This window comes from Pseudomonas sp. FH1, from assembly GCF_000510895.2.
In the GTDB taxonomy this organism is placed as follows: Bacteria; Pseudomonadota; Gammaproteobacteria; order Pseudomonadales; family Pseudomonadaceae; genus Aquipseudomonas; species Aquipseudomonas azotoformans_A.
This window is the reverse complement of record NZ_AOHM01000125.1, coordinates 89,694-108,452: the sequence shown is the minus strand read 5'-3', so window position 1 is coordinate 108,452 and position 18,759 is coordinate 89,694. Positions and strand designations below refer to the sequence as shown.

Annotated in this window: 12 protein-coding genes and 2 pseudogenes; 2 read left to right on the top strand and 12 right to left on the bottom strand. The window is 60.6% G+C overall.

Annotated features, from left to right (window positions below; translation table 11 throughout):
- Positions 1–18 precede the first annotated feature (18 nt).
- The 12 genes and pseudogenes from H096_RS27050 to H096_RS26995 form a co-directional block, all read right to left on the bottom strand.
- A complete protein-coding gene (locus tag H096_RS27050; RefSeq protein WP_033902388.1) occupies positions 19–1,722 on the bottom strand; it encodes an AMP-binding protein in 1,704 nt (567 codons plus the stop codon).
- A 31-nt stretch (positions 1,723–1,753) separates the two neighbouring features.
- The gene (locus H096_RS27045) at positions 1,754–3,052 is read right to left on the bottom strand and encodes an acetyl-CoA C-acetyltransferase (RefSeq protein ID WP_033902387.1); all 1,299 of its coding nucleotides are present in this window, start codon (positions 3,050–3,052) and stop codon (positions 1,754–1,756) included.
- Positions 3,049–3,939, bottom strand: coding sequence for a MaoC/PaaZ C-terminal domain-containing protein (locus tag H096_RS27040; RefSeq protein ID WP_033902386.1), 891 nt, complete (start codon positions 3,937–3,939; stop codon positions 3,049–3,051). The genes H096_RS27045 and H096_RS27040 overlap by 4 nt, the downstream gene beginning before the upstream one ends.
- A 3-nt stretch (positions 3,940–3,942) precedes the next feature.
- Positions 3,943–5,286, bottom strand: coding sequence for a 3-oxoacyl-ACP reductase (locus H096_RS27035; RefSeq protein ID WP_033902385.1), 1,344 nt, complete (start codon positions 5,284–5,286; stop codon positions 3,943–3,945).
- 29 nt (positions 5,287–5,315) lie between these two features.
- A complete protein-coding gene (locus H096_RS27030) occupies positions 5,316–7,841 on the bottom strand; it encodes an acyl-CoA dehydrogenase (protein WP_033902384.1) in 2,526 nt (841 codons plus the stop codon).
- 199 nt (positions 7,842–8,040) lie between these two features.
- Positions 8,041–9,496, bottom strand: a pseudogene (locus tag H096_RS27025) (outer membrane protein transport protein).
- Between the two features lie 102 nt (positions 9,497–9,598).
- A pseudogene (praB, locus tag H096_RS27020) lies at positions 9,599–10,091 on the bottom strand (alkane oxidation protein activator PraB).
- Positions 10,092–10,527: 436 nt separating this feature from the next.
- The gene (locus tag H096_RS27015) at positions 10,528–11,979 is read right to left on the bottom strand and encodes an outer membrane protein transport protein (protein WP_033902383.1); all 1,452 of its coding nucleotides are present in this window, start codon (positions 11,977–11,979) and stop codon (positions 10,528–10,530) included.
- Between the two features lie 120 nt (positions 11,980–12,099).
- Positions 12,100–12,612 carry an alkane oxidation protein activator PraB gene (praB, locus tag H096_RS27010; protein ID WP_033902382.1) on the bottom strand — a complete coding sequence of 171 codons (513 nt, stop codon included), beginning with the start codon at positions 12,610–12,612 and terminating at the stop codon, positions 12,100–12,102.
- A 132-nt stretch (positions 12,613–12,744) separates the two neighbouring features.
- Positions 12,745–13,239, bottom strand: a complete 495-nt coding sequence (praA, locus tag H096_RS27005) for an alkane oxidation protein activator PraA (protein ID WP_033902381.1) — start codon at positions 13,237–13,239, stop codon at positions 12,745–12,747.
- A gap of 131 nt (positions 13,240–13,370) precedes the next feature.
- Complete coding sequence (locus tag H096_RS27000; protein WP_033902380.1) at positions 13,371–14,651, bottom strand: alkane 1-monooxygenase; 1,281 nt, start codon at positions 14,649–14,651, stop codon at positions 13,371–13,373.
- A 294-nt stretch (positions 14,652–14,945) separates the two neighbouring features.
- Positions 14,946–16,007: an alpha/beta hydrolase gene (locus H096_RS26995; RefSeq protein ID WP_082461884.1), complete on the bottom strand. Its 1,062-nt coding sequence runs from the start codon at positions 16,005–16,007 to the stop codon at positions 14,946–14,948.
- 204 nt (positions 16,008–16,211) lie between these two features.
- Here H096_RS26995 and H096_RS26990 point away from each other — a divergent pair, with 204 nt between their 5' ends.
- Positions 16,212–17,750 carry an NAD(P)/FAD-dependent oxidoreductase gene (locus H096_RS26990; protein WP_033902378.1) on the top strand — a complete coding sequence of 513 codons (1,539 nt, stop codon included), beginning with the start codon at positions 16,212–16,214 and terminating at the stop codon, positions 17,748–17,750.
- Positions 17,747–18,634 (top strand): SDR family NAD(P)-dependent oxidoreductase, encoded by an 888-nt coding sequence (locus tag H096_RS26985; RefSeq protein WP_033902377.1) that lies wholly within the window; start codon positions 17,747–17,749, stop codon positions 18,632–18,634. Before H096_RS26990 ends, H096_RS26985 begins: the two co-directional genes overlap by 4 nt.
- The last annotated feature ends 125 nt before the right edge of the window (positions 18,635–18,759 follow it).

Here is an 18,759-nt window from a genome sequence, read left to right as displayed (position 1 = left end):
CACCACAAAAAGAGAAGTCTAGCGCAGTGCCCGGCGCAGGACTTTACCGACGGTGGTCTTCGGTAACTCAGTGGTGCGGAACTCCACGTACCTGGGTACCTTGTACCCCGTCAGGTACTCCCGGCAATGCGCAAGAATCTGCTCCTGGGTCAGGCTCGGGTCCTTGCGCACCACGATGATCTTGACCTTCTCCCCGGTCACGCCATCTTCTACACCAATGGCCGCCACTTCGGCCACGCCAGGGTGCAGCGCTACCACGTCCTCGATTTCATTGGGGTACACGTTGAAGCCGGAGACCAGGATCATGTCCTTCTTGCGGTCCACCAGGCGGATATAACCACGCGTGTCCATCACGCCGATATCACCGGTCGACAACCACCCCTCGGCATCCAGCACTTCGGCAGTGGCCTCCGGTCGTTTCCAGTAGCCCTGCATCACCTGTGGCCCGCGCACTTGCAGTTCGCCCTGTTCGCCAATCTCAGCCAACTCACCGTCTTCGCGCACAAACCGCACCCAGGTCGAGGGCAATGGCACGCCGATGCTGCCGGTGAATTCCATCTCGCGCATGCGTGCAATGTTGATCGGGCTGATGCTCACCACCGGCGAACATTCGGTGAGGCCGTAGCCTTCGATGATCGGCAGCCCGGTGACTTCCTTCCAGCGCTTGGCCACCGCCGTGTGCGTGGCCATGCCGCCGGCGATCACCATGCGCAGGTCGGAAAAGTCCCGTGCGCAGAACTCCTTGTTCTCGAGCAGGCCGTTAAACAAGGTGTTGACCCCGGCAATCCCGTTGAAGCGCTCCTTGCGCAGGATCATCTGCACGCGTTTCACGTCCCGTGGGTTGGCGATCAGGATGTTGCGCCCTCCCAGGCACATGAACATCAGGCAGTTCACCGTCAGGGAAAAGATGTGGTACAGCGGCAGCAAGGTGACGTTGGTTTCTTGCTTGTCCTGGTCCAACTGATCACCGACCCAAGCCTTGGCTTGCAGCAGGTTGGCGATGATATTGCGGTGACTGAGCATCACACCCTTGGCATCGCCGGTAGTGCCGCCGGTGTATTGCAGGAAGGCCAGGTCGTCGAGGTGCATCTCCACCGGGAAATGAGTGAGCGCCCGTCCCTGTTTCAGCACCTGGTTGAAGCGCAGCGAGCCGCGCAGATTGAACGCTGGCACCTGCTTTTGCACGCTACGCAGGATGAAGTTCATCGCGGCGCCCTTGAACGTCCCCAGCAAATCGCCGATGGCCGCGATCACCACGCGCTTGACGCTGCTGCCGGTGATGACTTTCTCCAGGGTGTGGGCGAAATTCTCGAAGATCACCACGGTTTCCGCGCCGCTGTCCTTGAGCAGGTGCTTGAGCTCATGGGAGGTGTACAGCGGGTTGACGTTGACCACCACCGCGCCGGCCAGGATCGTACCCAACAGGCAAATCGGATACTGCAAGCAGTTGGGCATCATCAGCGCAACACGATCACCCTTCTTGACGCCCTGCCCCTGCAGCCAGGCGGCAAAGGCATAGCCTTGCACCTGCCAGTCGGCGTAGGTCATTTCGGTGCCGATGCTGACGTACGCCACCCGTTCGCGAAACTTCTCCAGGTGCTCCAGGAACACCTCGCGCAGCGAAGGGTAGTCCTCGATAGCGGCGTCGATATCTGCCGGGACGCCGGGCAGGTAAGCGTTCAACCAGATCCGTTCGGTGTGTTCCAGGCTTACAGCGTTCATGGCAGTCTCCTTGTTGTTGTTTTTGATAGAGCTACTTTTCGACGATGGCGGTAATGCCCAGCCCGCCCGCCGCGCAGATGGAAATCAGGCCGCGCCCGCCGCCGTTCTCATGGATGATCTTGGCCAACGCCGCCAACTGCCTGCCTCCCGTGGCGGCAAAGGGATGGCCGCAGCCCAGCGAGCCACCGTTGACGTTCATCTTCGCGCGATCAATGGTGCCCAGCGGCGCCTCCAAGCCAAGACGTTCGCGGCAATAATCCGGGTCTTCCCAGGCCTTGAGCGTGCACAACACCTGGGCGGCAAAGGCTTCGTGGATCTCGAAGAAGTCGAAGTCCTTGAAGCTCAGGCCTTCGCGTTTAAGCATGCGCGGCACGGCGTAGGCCGGGGCCATCAGCAAGCCTTCGGTGCCGTCGACAAAATTCACCGCTGCGGTTTCGCCGGTACGCAGGTTAGCGAGCACCGGCCAGCCGTTGGCGGCGGCCCACTCTTCACTGGCCAGCAGCACCACCGAGGCGCCGTCGGTCAACGGAGTGGAGTTACCGGCGGTAAGGGTGCCGTTCTGGCGGTCGTAGGCTGGAGACAGGCCGGCGAGTTTTTCCAGGCTGGCATCGGCGCGCAGGTTGTTGTCCCTGGTCAGGCCGCGATGGGGGCTGATCAGGTCGTCGAAGAAGCCGCGTTGGTAGGCCGCCGCCAGGCGCTGGTGGCTGGTGAGGGTCAGCTCATCCTGGGCCAGGCGCTTGATCTGCCAGCGCTTGGCCATTTCTTCGCAGTGCTCACCCATGGATAGGCCGGTGCGCGGCTCGCCGTTGCGCGGCAGCAACGGCTTGAAGAACATCGACGGCCGGACCTTGAGCAACGTCTTCAGCTTGTCGCCCATGCCCTTGGCACGATTGGCCGCGAGCAAGGTGTGGCGCAGGGATTCATTAATGCCGATGGGCGCGTCAGAGGTGGTGTCGGCCCCCCCGGCAATGCCCACCTCGATCTGGCCGAGGGCAATCTTGTTCGCCACCAGCAACGCCGCTTCCAGCCCGGTGCCGCAGGCTTGCTGCACATCGTAGGCCGGCGTATCCGGCGACAAGGTGGTGGACAGCAACGACTCACGCGCCAGGTTGAAATCCCGCGAGTGCTTGATCACCGCGCCAGCGGCAAACTCACCGAGGCGTAGGCCGTGCAGGTTGTAACGGTCGACCAGCCCTTGCAGCGCGGCGACCAGCAGGTCCTGGTTGCTGTCGTGGGCGTACACCGTGTTGGAGCGAGCAAACGGGATGCGGTTGCCGCCGATGATCGCCACACGACGGACCGGGGCCGGGTTGAAGCTGTAGTCACTCATTCCAGGTTCTCTTTCCAGATGAAAAGGCCACGCATATGGGGTTTGTCACCGGCAAAATTGCCCACTTCGAATTCGCGGCGCGGGCCAGTCACCGGATGGCTCCACAGCGCGACCTGGCCGGGCAGGAAGATCGGCAGCTTGAAGTCACAATGGGCCTCGGCCTGGTCCAGGCCACCGGGCGGTTGCTGGGCGGCGAGCGCGCGGCCCAGGGCCCACATGCCATGGGCGATGGCACGGCGAAAGCCGAACAGCTTGGCGCCGATCACCGAGGTGTGAATCGGGTTGAAATCCCCTGAGACCTTGGCAAAACGTCGGCCCAGGTCGGCGGGCAGCACCCAGCGCTGGGTGCGTAACAAGCCTTCTTCCTGCAGCGACAACGCGTCACCCCACGGTTCGCCAACCGGGTCCTTGACGTCCCGGCGCAGGTACAGGCTGTCGCTTTCCCATACCAGCGTGTCGGCACCGTAGGCACGAGTGGCGATGCTCAATGCCTGGCCCTTGGGATGGGCGACCCAACGCTCGCAATACACCTCAATGCGCAACGCCTGGTCTTCGTGCAAGCGCTGGTGCTGACGGATGCGATTGGCCAGGTGCACCATGCCGCTGGCCGGGTACGGAAAGCTGGGGCGGGTCAGCAGCATCAAGTGCAAAGGGAACGCCAGCACGTGGGGATAGGACAACGGCACGCCCTGCTCGCGGCGAAAACCACAGGCACGGCCATAGGCGGCGATGTCGGCGGCAGACAACCCCACCGCCGAGCGCACCAGGCGCTCCTTGGGCAGCACAGGCGCACCGTCTAGCTTGGGTTTACGCAGGGCGCGCACGCCATCCAGCAGCAAGCGGCTGCGTGAAGGCGGCGGATCAATGATCTGCGTCACGTAGTCCATGGCTCAGGCTCCCAGCAGACTTTGGCCGCACACCCGTACGACTTGGCCGTTGACCCCGCCGGATGCCGGATGCGCCAGCCAGGCAATGGTCTCGGCCACGTCGATCGGCTGGCCGCCCTGGGACAGCGAATTCATGCGCCGCCCAGCCTCACGGATCATCAGCGGGATCTTGGCGGTCATCTGGGTTTCGATGAACCCCGGCGCCACTGCATTCACCGTCACCTGCTGCGGCGATGCACGCGGTGCCAGGCCCTGCACCAGGCCGATCACACCGGCCTTGGAGGTGGCGTAATTGCTTTGCCCGAGGTTGCCGGCGATACCGGAAATCGACGAGACACAGACAATTCGCCCTCCCGGTTTGAGGCCTTGACTGTCCAACAATGCCTCGCTGAGCTGCAAAGGCGCTTCGAGGTTAACCGCCAGCACGCTACGCCAGGCGGCCTCAGTCATTTTGGCGATGGTCTTGTCGCGGGTGATGCCGGCGTTGTGCACCACCACGTCAAAGGCGCCGTATTGGCTGACGTGGGCCTGCAACAGTGCGGCCGCGTCCAGCGCGGTGATGTCCAGGGGCAGCGCCGAACCGCCGACGCTGTCCGCCGCCTGTTGCAACGCTGCCTGGGCATGGGGCACGTCCACGCACACCACATGGGCGCCGTCCCGCGCCAATACCTGGGCGATCGCCAGGCCGATGCCACGGGAGGCGCCGGTGACCAGGGCGCGACGGCCGGCGAAGGGTTTGTCCCAATTGACCGTGACGTGGCCGTCCACCGGTTTTTCCAGGCGCACCACTTGCCCCGACACATAGGCCGAACGGCGCGACAGGAAGAAACGCAAGCTGCTGTCCAGCGCGTCTTCGGCACCCGGCGCCACGTAGATCAACTGCACCGTGATCGCCCGGCGCAGCTCCTTGGCCAGCGAGCGCACCAAGCCTTCAAGGGCGCGTTGGGCGATGGCCTGGGGCAAATCCTGGCAATGTTCCGGCGCGGTGCCGAGCACCACGACGCGGCCATGGTGGCCAAGGCGCTTGGCGTTGGCGTGGAAGAACACATACAGCTCGTCCAACTGTTGCAGGTCGGCCACGGCACTGGCGTCAAACACGGCGCCTTGCACTTTCACCGTGGACGGTGCCTTGAGCGTCGCCGGGGTGGCGGCAACGGTATCGGTGGCCGCGAAAATCCGCCGTACCTCGGCGGCCAGGCGCCCTGCCCCGGCGATGATCACCGGGTTGACCAAGCCCTGCTGGCCGCTGCGGTGGCGTTGCAGTGGCAGGGGCTGCGGCAAGCCGATGGCTTGCGCCAGGCGACGGCCCCAAGAGGAATTGACGAAGGAAAGGTAGCTGTCACTCATTGATAGATTCACTCACAACACGGTGTTGGCTAATTGACCGAGGCGTTTTCGCTTTGGCTGGTACGACGTTTCGCCGTCGGCTCCAGCGCTTGCTTGCGCTGCTGCAACGCCTCCAGCAAGCCGAAGTCCTGCGGGAAGTCGTCCACCTGGATGCCGTGGTCCGCGTATTCCACGTAGCGGCCGAGCAAGGTGTCTTCGTCGTCGCTGATCAGGTCCAGCGCCCGCGCCTTGACGCGCCAAGCGGTGAAGGCCGTGGCGGAGATCGGCATCGGCTCGATCAGGCCCTGCTTCACGGCGGGCTTGAGCCGGGCGTCGATCAGCTCGACTTGGGGCAGCAGACGGAAACCCAGTTCGCCGTAGGCCAACTTGTCGATTTCCGGACGTGGGATGTAAGAGTTGGCCAACAAGCGGTCGCGGGTTTCGCCCGGGGTCTGCACCACGTCGGCCACCTGGGCCAGCAGACGGTCCGACGGTTTGCGCAGTGGAATCCCGAACGGGAATGTCAGGCCACGTAGCACCGCCGCAGCGGGTTTCGAGGGGTAGTTATCGAGCACTTCCGCCAGTGCTTCGTGGGCCCGCAGCAATGCATCCTGCGCCGCCCAGTGCACCAACGGCAGGTCCGCCTGGGGCCGGCCGTCGTCTTCAAACCGCTTGAGCACGCAGGACAGGATGTACAGTTGCGACAGAATATCGCCCAAACGCCCGGTGATACTTTCCTTGCGCTTGAGCGCACCGCCCAGTACGCCCATGGAAATGTCTGAAATCAGCGCGAGTACCACTGACAGACGATTGGCCTGGCGGTAGTAAGACGCCAGCGCAGGGTCGGTCTTGGCCGGAACGGAAATCAACCGCCCGCCTGTCAGGGAATGCACCGCCGCTCGGACGGTATTGGCCAGCACAAAGCTCACATGGCCAAACATGGCACTGTCGAAGGCTTCCAGCGCTTTACGTCGGTCCGGGTTACGCGCTGCTTCCATTTCGCGGAACACATAAGGATGGCAACGGATCAGGCCCTGGCCAAAGATGATCAGGCAGCGCGTCATGATGTTCGCGCCTTCCACGGTGATGGCGATGGGGCTTTGCTGGTAGGCACGGGCCAGGAAGTTGTTGGGGCCCATGCAGATGCCCTTGCCGGCAACGATGTCCATGCCGTCATTGACGATGATCCGCGCGCGCTCGGTGACGTGGTACTTGGCAATCGCCGAGATCACCGAGGGTTTCTCACCCGCGTCCAGGGACGCCACCGACACCTTGCGCACCGCATCACAGGCATACAGGTGCCCGGCCATGCGCGCCAGGGGCGCCTGCACGCCTTCGAATTTGCCGATGGGCAGGCCGAACTGTTTGCGCATCGCGGCATAGGCGGTGGTGCCGCGCACCGCCACCTTGCCCAGGCCAACGTTGGCCGACGGCAGGGAAATCGCACGGCCGGCCGCCAGGCATTCCATCAACATGCGCCAGCCGTTGCCGACTTGCTCGCGGCCGCCGATCACCCACTCCAGCGGAATGAACACATCCTTGCCGGTGGTAGGACCGTTCTGGAAGACGGCGTTCAGCGGCCAATGCCGGCGGCCGCTGTTGACGCCGGGATGGGAGGTTGGGATCAGTGCGCAGGTGATACCGAGTGAACCCGGAGCGCCGAGCAACCCGTCCGGGTCTTCTGCGCGGAACGCCAGGCCGAGCACCGTGGCAATCGGGCCGAGGGTGATGTAGCGCTTGTCCCAGGTCACGCGAAAGCCCAGCACTTCCTCGCCTTCATGGGTGCCTTTGCAGACGATGCCCAGGTCGGGGATCGCCCCGGCATCGGAGCCGGCATACGGGCTGGTCAGGGCAAAGCATGGGATGTCTTCACCCCGCGCCAGACGCGGCAGGTAGTAATTGCGCTGGGCATCGGTGCCGTAATGTAACAACAGTTCGGCCGGGCCGAGGGAGTTGGGCACCATCACCGAAATGGCGGCCGCCGAGCAGCGCGTCGACAGCTTCATCACCACCTGCGAGTGCGCGTAGTGGGAGAAGCCTTTGCCGCCGTATTGCTTGGGAATGATCATGCCGAGGAACCCGGCGTCCTTGGTGTACTGCCAGCCTTCGGGCGACATGTCTTGCCAGACCTGGGTGGTTTCCCAGTCGTTGGCGATGTCGCACAGGGTTTCCACTTCGTTGTCGAGGAAGGCTTGTTCCTCTGCGCTCAGGCTGGCCGGTGCGGCTTGCAGCAGACGCTGCCAATTGGGCTTGCCGCTGAACAGCTCGGCGTCCCACCACACGGTGCCGGACTCGATGGCGGCGCGTTCGGTGTCAGACATCGCCGGCATGATCGTACGAAACAGGCCCAAAGCCCTGCTGGTCAGCAAGGTGCGGCGCAGGGGTTTGATGGTCATCAGCAACGCGGGCGCCACCACCAGTATCGCCGCGACTGTGGCGCCGAAACCGGCCACGACGTTGAACAGGTAACCCGCTGCCAGCCAGATCAGGCCTGCGGCCAACCACAGGGTGGCGACAGCTTGTCGATATGCCAGAGCGATCGCTGCTGCGAAACCCACCAGTAACCAGATAACCATGGAGATACCTCGATTCGATTCAGGGTACGGCCTACGTGCGCCAGGTCGGATGACATGCGGCGTAACGCCACACTACAAAATTCGAAAACTATATTCAAATTTTGTTTTGAAATTATTATTTAGTGCCTGGGCAAAAAAATGGCGGCTGAACGAGCCGCCTGGTCAAGTCATCACCAAAGGGGAATACAGCCTTGAAACATCAGAACGTATAGGTGGCCGACAGGCTGACGACATCACCGGACGCATTCACCTTGCCATCGAGGCTCGCGGCCCCCAGCCGGTCGACGTTCTGGGTCTTCAACTTCACCGTCTGAGCGAACTGGTGGGAATAGGCAACGTCGAGGGTCAGGCCCTCGATTGCCTTCACGTCGTACCCGGCGCCGAGGGACACAAAGGTGCGATCACCATCCGGGATGCGCGGGTCACGGGTGGAATTGCGGGTTGGCGTCTGGTCAATGGCCACACCTGCACGCAAGGTCAGCTCATCGGTCGCACGGAAGTCGCCACCGAGGGAGTACATCCAGGTGTCCCTGTAGTTGTAGGGAATAGACACGATGGTGATGTCACCCGACTTGAGTGTCAGGTCCTTGAACGAGGACCACTGCGTCCAGACCACACTCGCGCCCAGGGTGAGCCGATCATTGAACGGGTGCACCCAGTCCAAGCCTACGGTGGCAGGGATATCCAACCGGGTGCTGGCATGGGCCCCGTCCGGAAACAGCTCAAGCCCCGGATAGGCCGTGCCCACCAGCGTACCGCTGCCGCCGAAGGGGCTTGGTTGGGTCATGAGGTTGTAGGAAAAGTTATCGGCATGGATGTTGTACTTGCCGGTCATCTTGTTCTTGATCCTGGCGTGGTAGTTCAACCCCAGCGTGTCTTTGTCCGTGGGTTTCCACACCACACCGGTAAACCAGCCGGCTGACACATTGTCGACCTTGACCCGCATCAGCGCGCCGCCGACGTCCGACGGGAAAGCAATACCGCCCAGTTCAGAGTCCGATACCGCCGCCGCCGACAACAAGTCGATGTTCTGGCTGACGAACCCCTTGCTGTGCTGGACGATCACCCCACCGCCGACGGAAAACTGGTCATTGACCTTGAACGACAAGGCGCCGGTCAAACCCACGGTTTCGCTTTTTGGTGTCCACTGCAAACCCACGCAGTTTCGAATCCTGGTCCCAGGTGGAACGCATGCCCTGGGGCACGACCTGGCTCAGGCCGAAGGCAAACCGGTCGCCCAGCGGCATGACCATGAAGCCTGTGGGCAGCCAGGCGGAGAAGCCCCCTTGGCCACCGTCATTGTGGTTCGCGGTCGTCGCGGTGGAATCAGGAAAGCCGTTGTCATCCAGCGGCGTGCTGGAAATCGGCTTGCCAGCATAATCATAGGCGTCGCCTTTGTACTTGATGTTGATGCGCGCGTAATCGACCGTGAACTGCGCAACATTGCGGTCGACAAACGCCATGGCAGCCGGATTGTTATACGCCGAACTCGGATCGTTCTTGAACAGCGAGCCACCCGCGAAGGCCCTGCCCCAACCGGGGGCGCCATAGGTCGGGGTGGAGAAACCACCGGCCTGCACAGGAGCGGCCACCATCCATCCGCCCATTAACGCCAGGCCCAGCAGCACTTCAATCTGTCGTTTATTTAACTTCACACGGCACCTCTACTGCGCTCTTAATCAGCCAGCCGCAACAGACGCCTCATGGGAGGCGCCTGCCTTTTAACGGGCGCTCAGCCCCTTGTATTCACGCCATCCTCAAGGAACAACGGTGAACGCTGGCGTTGGCTTGACGCTCAGGCTTACCGGTGCAGTTGCCTGCCAGGGATTGATTGGTAGCCGTCAACACACCACCGCTGTAGTTGGCGGTGATAGTGGAAGCACCACAATTGGAGACGGGGTACAGAATCGAACCCGCGATGGTGTATCCGACGTTGGTCACCGAACCTGCGGTAGCACCGGTCGAGGTCAACGTCCATGGCAAGCCGGTGATCTTGGGCAGGCTGCAAAGCCCGCCACCCGTGATGGCAACGTCAGTGATTTTGGCAACGCCAGCGGCATCGACATTACCGGTGAAGGTCGCCCCGCAATTGACCGCAGCCTGATAGGAGGATGGCGATTTCACCGAGATCGTGCCGGGTGCGGTGAAGTTGGTGTTTACAGGGGTGATGCTGTAGGCATTGGCCATGGAGGCGGCCCCCATCAGAACAGCCAAGGCAGACAACGATACGACAGTTTTAAAGTTCGTCATTGTTATTCCTCACATAGAAAGGCGAGTTAGTCGCCAGGGACAATGACCATGACTGAGGTGTTGAGGTGAAACTGCAAAACTCCTCGGCCAGGCCAAACTTCAAATTAATGACCGATACCGATGAGAGGGGAACCTTGTAGGAAGTTGCACAGTTAGCGTTCATCCCTTCAAATTGTTTTTTGTTCGGGTAGAACAACTTTCCTGCAACTAAGAAGGCGCCGGTATAGGACTAATCCGAGCGAGGAGAAACATCGTTTTTTTCAGGAAACAATGACGGAATCAGGCAGGAGCTTGAGTACTTGCGAGGGATGATGAAGCGAGAGGTAGAGAATGCCTCAGTGACAATCGAAACGGGTCGCACAGGCGACCCGTCGATGCAGTAACTGCGTGAAACAGCAGAAAGATGCGCTGACTGCCTGTTCCACTACCGCATGCATTAGAACCTGTAAGTGGCCGACAGACTGACAACCTCGCCTTTACTGTCCACTTTGCCATCCAGGCGCCCACCGCCCAAGCGATCAACGTTAACGGTCTTGAGCTTGACCTGCTCGACAAATTGCCGCGAGTAAGCACCGTCGACACTCAAGCCCGGTATGGCCTTGATGTCATAACCAAAGCCAAGCGATGCGAAGTAACGGTCACCATCGGGGATGCGCGGGTCGCGAGTCGAGTTGCGGGTAGGGGTTTGGTCATAGGCTACGCCCGCCCTCAAGGTCAGCTCATCCGTGGCCTTGAAATCGCCCCCCAAGGAGTACATCCAGGCGTCCTTGTAGTTGTAGGGAATGGCGACAATCGTCGAACCTTCGGACTTGAGCGTCAGGTCCTTGAAGGAAGACCATTGCGTCCACATGGCACTGACGCCTAATGTCCAGCGGTCGTTGAGCTGGTGTACCCAGTCGATGGCGGCGGTTGCCGGAATGTCCAACTGAGTGCTGGCATTGGCGCCATTGGGGTACAGCTTGAGCCCAGGATAAGCTGTTTCAACCAGCGTCTTGCCATCACCGAAGATCGTATCGTCTGTCATCAGGCCGTTGTTCAGCGCATCCGCGCGGATCTTGTACTTGCCGGTCAGCTTGTTTTTGATTTTGGCGTGATAGTTCAGGCCCAATGAGTCCCTCTCAGTCGGTTTCCACACCACGCCGCCAAACCAGCCGACGGACACATTGTCCACCTTGACCCGCATCAGCGCGCTACCAACGCCCGACGGGAACGCGCCGTTGCTCAGGCCTGGAGAGACCGACGCGGCCGAGAACAGGTCGATGTTCTGGCTGACGAAACCCTGGCTGCGCTGGACGATCATGCCGCCACCGAGCGAAAGGTTGTCACGCACCTTAAAGGACAGCGAGCCCGTCAAACCGACGGTTTCAATCTTGGTGTCCACGGCGAAGTCACGGAACTTGGAATTCTCATCCCACGTGGTACGCATGCCTTGCGGCACGACCTGACTGAGGCCGAAGGCAAAGCGGTCATTGATCGGGATCACCAGGAACCCGGTTGGCAACCAGGCGGTGAAACCACCCTGACCACCGTTGTTGTTGTTGACGGTGGCCGTGCTCGGATCAAAGCTGCCATCGGGCAATACCGCGGTATTGCTGGCCGGGGCACCGGTGTAATCGTAGGAGTTACCCGTGTATTTGATCTTGATCCGCGCATAATCGACGGTTTGTTGAACCACTGATTGGTCGACAAACGCCATGGCGGCCGGGTTGTTGTACGCAGAACTTGGATCGTTCTTGAACAGAGAACCGCCGCCGAACGCCCGGCCCCAGCCTGGGGCGCCGTAAGTCGGCGTGGAGAAACCACCCGCCTGCACGGGCGCAGTCGTCATCAGCCCCCCCAGTATTGCCAGCCCCAGCAGTGTTCGAGCCTGTTGTTTCTTAGTGATCATGCGGCACTCCTTATTATTATTCGCTTCCGGCATGGCCGGCTTTCCACGGCAGCCGGCACCTCTTTCGAGGCACCGGCCTTTCAGCGGGTGATCAACCCTTTGTTCCGTGACCCATCCCCGTTATGGGTTAACGGTCAGACCTGTGGCAGTGGTGGTCAGCGAGACAATGTTGCAGCCGCCGCTCAGAGGCTGGTTGGCAGCCGTCAGCGTGTGCGTGGTTGGGTTCCAGTCCACGTCGATGGTGGAGATGCCGCAATCAGTAGCCGGAATAACGATGGTTTTTTTGATGGTGTAGCCGACGTTAGCCACCTTGCCCTTCTTGCCATCAGTGCCCGCCGATGCAGTCAGCACCCAACCGGGTGCCGGAATGCTTTTAAGCGTAGGCAAGCCACACAGACCGCCGCCGGTGAGGGCAGCGTTGGTAATGGTGGCAACACCGCCAGTGACCGTGCCGCTGAAAGTAATGCCGCAGGTCACGCTGCCGCCAAATGAGGACGGCGACTGCACCACGATGGAGCCAGCAGTCGTGGTGAACGGACCTTCAGGGCTGATCGAAGCGGCATTCGCCAGAGAGGCTGCGCCCATGCAAACAGTCAAAGCAGTCAACGACACGAGGGTTTTCAAGCTTTTCATTGTTTTTCCTCACATGTTATGGCGAAGTCATTTCGCCAGGGGTAATGGCCATGATCGAGAGGTCACGGTGAAACTGCAGAACTTCCCTTTCCAGCCAAATCTCAATTCAATTACCGCAATAAAATCAGGTAGTTACTCAACAACCTTAAAGTTAGGTGGCATCTTGATAGATACCGTCTTGATCGTGCAGTCTTCGCCGATCGGTACATTGGCGGCCTCCAACTTGCCGGTGGCGTTGTCCCAGGTGCCATCGGCGGTCGAGGGTCCGCATTTGCCGCCCAAGCCAAATGCATGGACATCCACGCTGATCTTCGACATGGAACCGCTCTTGGTGTCTTTGGCGACCAGTACCCAAGGCAGGTTGATGGCTTCGACCCGGCTGCACTTGAGGCCGCCGTCGAATTCGACTTTGTCGACATTCACCGATGAGCCATCCGCCGCGACTTTGCCGGCCACCTTGATGGTGCAATCAGCGCTGATCAGCGCACCTTTTGAAAAGCTGATGGGGCCCTGGGCGGTAAACGTACTGCCAGCCGGTTCGATACGGGCGGCCTGGGCCTGGTGATAGGCAATAAGGCCCAGTGCAGCCAAAATGATATGGGTGGTGAACTTGGCAGGTGCTTGCATGGTGTACGTCCTTCCCTTTAATTATTTTTGTTCGGGTCAAACAACTTTCTGGCTATCGAATTGGAAACTTCCGGGCGATAGAGGCCTGCGCGGCACGCAGGCCCCGAGTACGCAAACGGTGTGACTTGAACTTAAAAAGGCTTGGCGCTGTTGCTGTACTTCTCCAGGTACTTCAACCGTTGTGAGGGCTGAAGATTAGTCAGCGTAATATCTCCCGCATAATGATTCAGTACCCGATGGTCCATGCGCCGCCGCCATAAGTAAGGCACATAGGCCCAGACAATCATGCTCGCATAACCATAAGGAAGTTGCGGCGACTCATCAAAATGACGCAACGATTGATAACTACGAGTTGGATTGGCATGGTGATCGGAGTGCCGTTGCAATTGAAACAGGAAGATATTGGTAACAATCCGATTACTGTTCCATGAATGCCGTGGCGAACAACGCTCATAACGACCATTGGGCAACTTCTGACGTTTAAGCCCGTAGTGTTCTACATAGTTCACGACTTCCAGCAGCGAAAACCCGTAGATGCCTTGGATAATCAGGAACGGAATCACTGCCGCTCCCAGCCAAGCGATCATCGCGCCCCACAGCACCACGCTGTACATCCAGGCACTGAGCACGCCGTTCTGCCAATGCCAGGCCGGCAGGCCGACCTTGCGCAGGCGTTCGCGCTCCAGGTTCCACGCCGAGCGGGCACTGAACCACACCGAGCGCGGCAGAAAGGCCCAGAAGCTCTCCCCCAGCCGCGAGCTCGCCGGATCTTCCGGCGTGGCGACACGGACGTGGTGACCACGGTTGTGTTCGGTGTAGAAGTGACCGTAGAAGGTCGGCGCCAAGGTGACTTTGGCCAGGAACACTTCCAGCGCATTGGGCTTGTGACCCAGTTCATGGGCGGTGTTGATCGCGATGCCGGTGGCGGCGCCGGTCGACATGGCCATGCCCAGGTAAGTGAACCAACTCACTTCGCCATGCAGCTGGGTGCGTGCGGTGATGTAGCTGGCCGCATGGGACAGCCAACTCGACGGCTCCAGGTTCGCGGCAGCCTGCAACAGCCCGCCGTGGATGATCCAGTCGATACCGCCAGCGGCCAGCCAACCGGTGATCACCACCGACGAAATGACAAACAGTACGCCGGTGTAGACGATCCAGCGGTAGTAGCTTTGCGATTCAAGGTGGCTGACGGCGGATTCGGGCGGGTTGCTCACGTCTTCACCGAGCAAACCATCGATCAGCGGGATCAGGCCGAAGATCACCAATACGCCGACCCACCAGAGTTGCTGGATACCGGTGGTGATGGCCAGGGCGCCGGACAACAAAGGCGTGGCCAAGGGCATGATGCCCAACCACCACAGGTGGCGCTTGCCGTCGGTCCATACGCTTGGCGCTGCCAGTGTCTGATTCATGGCAGCCACCGTTGCTGGGCAGTGCAAAACAGGTTCAGGGAGCGTTGAATGCTCCAGGAAATCAACCATGCGATAAAAGACGTTTTTTTCATTTTTATTCGCTCTTAGGCATTTCAAAAATCATTTCAAAATAAACATTGAAATATTTTTTTAAAGAAATAGCGCGGAATCGTTAGGTCGTCAACTACTTTTTCGAGGCCTTTTTTACGTGACCGGACAGTCTCTTTTTCATCCGCTGGGTCAGGTCTCTAGAGCAAGCATTTCGGACGGTACAACCCGCAGTGAGTGCCACGACTATTTGCTTGCCAACGCAAAGGGCGGATGCAGGACCGTAGCGGATTGCGCTGGCCGCGCACGCTTGGCCAGGTGGTGCACCGCCTCTACCACCCGCGCGGTGGCGGTGATCGGCAGCATATGCCCCCGCCCCTCCACCACCTGCAATTTCAGGCCCGGAACCTTGTCGGCCAGGGCCTGGCCGTGCTTGCGAAAGTCCAGGACCTTGTCCTGCGCGCCATAGATCAGGCTGATAGGCAGCGTCAGTTGCGGGTAGCGCTTGACCATGCCCGGTAGGACATCATTGACCAGGGCGATCTCACTGGACGCGGCATAGAAGTTATCGGGGCGCATGCCCAGCAGCCCTCCGCCACGGGTGGCGAAATCGTCAGGGGCACTGTCCGGTGCGAACACCCCTTTGACCACCGCGCGGCGCGTCAACAGGCCAATCGGCACCGTGAGGGTGTGAGACACCCAGCGCCGCAGCCAGGCCGGGCGCACCGCCAGTGACCAGAACACCACGGGCAAAGTCGGTTGTGGATGGGTCAGTGGCGCCACCAACACCAACCCCGACACCGCGTGGGGGTGGTCGAGGGCCAGCGCCAGGGAAATCGCCCCGCCCAGGGAATGCCCCAGCACCACGGGTTTATCCAGGCCCAGCGTATCGATAAACGCCGCCACTTGCCGCGCCTGGGCTGGCAGGTCCGCAGCGGTGCCTTTGTGGCGTGTGGAATAACCCGATCCAGGGCGGTCGAGCGTGATGACACGGAACTGGTCACGCAATTGTCCGGACAAGGCATACGTCAGGTTGCGACTACTGCCCATAAGCCCGTGAATCATCACCAACGGCGGGCCCTTGCCCTCTTCGTAATAATGAAAGCGCTCGCCATTCACCTCCACAAAGCGCCCGTTGTTCGGAACGGCGGCTTCAAACCGTCGCGTCATCCACGCGCTGAATCCCCACAAAACGGCGCTTGCGCCTATCAATACAGCCGCAGCGATAACCCATTCAACAGCCATAGCTCGGTCCTCTGCATCCCTGCGGCTGGCGACCTGACCGGAATTGATCAAGGCCTCAGCCATCGTCCACACCCTGGACCTGAACGTCGTGCCTGTCCGTCGGACAAGTCGCACATGAGGAACCTGGCACTAGCGTAGGCGATATTTTCAGGTAGATTATTTAAAATCTTTTTTAAAATAAGTAATTCAATTTTTCTTTGCAATGGTGTTCTATCTAAAAGACACAACAAGAAAAGGAGCACACCCGATGCCCATGAAGGAATGCTTATGAATGCCCAGCGCGACGCCATCGACATCGCCATCATCGGCTCCGGCTTTGCCGGCCTGTGCATGGCGATCAAGCTCAAGGAGGCCGGGTTCACCGACTTCTTTATCGCCGAGCAGGCCGACACCCTCGGCGGCACCTGGCGTGACAACCACTATCCGGGCTGCGCCTGCGATGTGCAGTCCCACGTGTATTCGTTTTCCTTCGCGCCCAACCCGGACTGGACTCGCCAGTTCGCGCCGCAAGCGGAGATCCGCGCTTACCTGGAGCAATGCGCCACGCGTTTCGGGCTCGCGCCCTACTTGCGTTTCGGCATGGGCCTTGAGCGGGCGGTCTTCGATGAGCAACACCAGCGCTGGCAATTGCGCTTCAGCGATGGTCGCCAGGTCAGTGCACGGGTTCTGGTCTCGGGCATGGGCGGCCTGTCGCGCCCGGCGCTGCCGGATATTCCGGGGCTCGACAGTTTCAAGGGCAAGCGCTTCCACTCACAGCAGTGGGACCACGACTATTCCTTGAAGGGCAAGCGCGTGGCAGTGATCGGCACCGGCGCCAGCGCCATTCAGTTTGTGCCGCAGATTGCGCCGCAGGTGGCTCATCTGGACTTGTTCCAACGCACTCCACCCTGGATCATGCCCAAGCCCGACCGGGCGATCTCGCCTTTCGAACGCTGGTTGTTCAAGTATCTGCCCTTCACCCAACGCCTGGTACGTGGCGCTTTTTATTGGGCGCTGGAAGGCCGCGTGGTCGGCTTTGCCCTGCACCCACGGCTGATGAAAATGGTGCAGAAAATCGCCCTGCGCCACCTGCACAAACAAGTGGCGCGCCCTTCCCTGCGCAAGACCCTGACCCCGGACTACACCATCGGCTGCAAGCGCGTGCTGATCTCCAATGACTACTACCCCGCGCTGTCGCGCAGTAACGTCGAGGTGGTCACCGACACCGTGCAGCGCATCGAAGCTGACGGGGTGATCACCGCCGACGGTATCAAGCACCCGGCCGACTGCCTGATCTTCGGCACCGGCTTCCAGGCCACCGATCCCCTGCCCCGCGACTGCATCATCGGGCGCGGCGGCGTCGACCTGATGGACACCTGGCAAGACGGCGCCCATGCCTACAAGGGCACCACGGTGCCCGGCTATCCCAACCTGTTCCTGATCGTCGGCCCCAACACCGGCCTGGGGCATAACTCGATGATCCTGATGATCGAAGCCCAGGTCACTTACATCCTCGATGCACTCAAGCAAATGCAGCGGCATCGCATCGCCAGTGTGGACGTCAAACCCAGCGTGGAAAGCGCCTTCAACCAACAGTTGCAAGACAAACTCAAGCGCACCATCTGGAATACCGGCGGTTGCCAGAGCTGGTACCTAGACCCTCGCACTGGCAAGAACACCACGTTGTGGCCCGGCTCGACTTGGCGCTTCAAGCAGGTCACGCGCCAGTTTGCGCTCAAGGATTACGTGGCCAGCCTGGTGCCGATCAATGCGCCCGACCGTCCTGTGCCCGCCGCCCATTCCGCTGCCGAAGGAAGCCTGTCATGAAGTCATTCAACGGCCGCGTGGCGGCTATTACCGGCGCGGCGTCGGGCATGGGTCGCGCGTTGGCATTAGCTTTGGCACGAGAAGGTTGCCACCTGGCACTGGCGGATAAAAACAGCCAGGGGCTGGAACAGACGTCGGCGCTGATCAAAACGTCGACCCTGGCGCCTGTGCTGATCACCACCCAGGTACTGGATGTGTCCGATCGCCAGGCCATGGAGGACTGGGCTGCACGCTGCGCGGCCGATCACGGACAGGTCAACCTGGTGTTCAACAATGCCGGGGTGGCCCTGTCGAGCACCGTGGAGGGTGTGGACTACGCCGACCTGGAATGGATCGTCGGCATCAACTTCTGGGGCGTGGTCTACGGCACCAAGGCGTTTCTGCCGTACCTGAAAGCCTCTGGCGACGGCCATATCGTCAACACCTCCAGCGTGTTCGGCCTGTTTGCCCAACCGGGCATGAGCGGCTACAACGCCACCAAGTTTGCCGTGCGCGGCTTTACCGAATCCCTGCGCCAGGAGCTGGACCTGCAACGCTGCGGTGTATCGGCCACTTGCGTGCACCCTGGCGGTATTCGCACCGATATCTGCCGCAGCAGCCGTATCGACGCGAACATGACGGGGTTCCTGATCCACAGCGAACAGCAAGCCCGCGCCGACTTCGAAAAGCTGTTTATCACCGACGCCGACCAGGCCGCCAAAGTGATCCTGCACGGGGTACGCAAAAACAAGCGACGTGTGCTGATCGGCCGCGACGCGTATTGCCTCGACCTGCTCGCCCGCTGCCTGCCGGCGGCCTATCAAGCCCTAGTTGTAACGGCTTGCAAACGAAAACGTCCCGACCTGCAATCAATACGATTTTCGACCGGAATTAACTGCGACTGACCGGCCCGGCAAACCAGTATTAGCTGCGAATGAACCTGCATTTATCCGCGCTGACCTGCATTCCATGGCTACCAACCAGCATTAATTGCAAATGACGGGGCTTATAGGTAGTGAATCGATTGCCT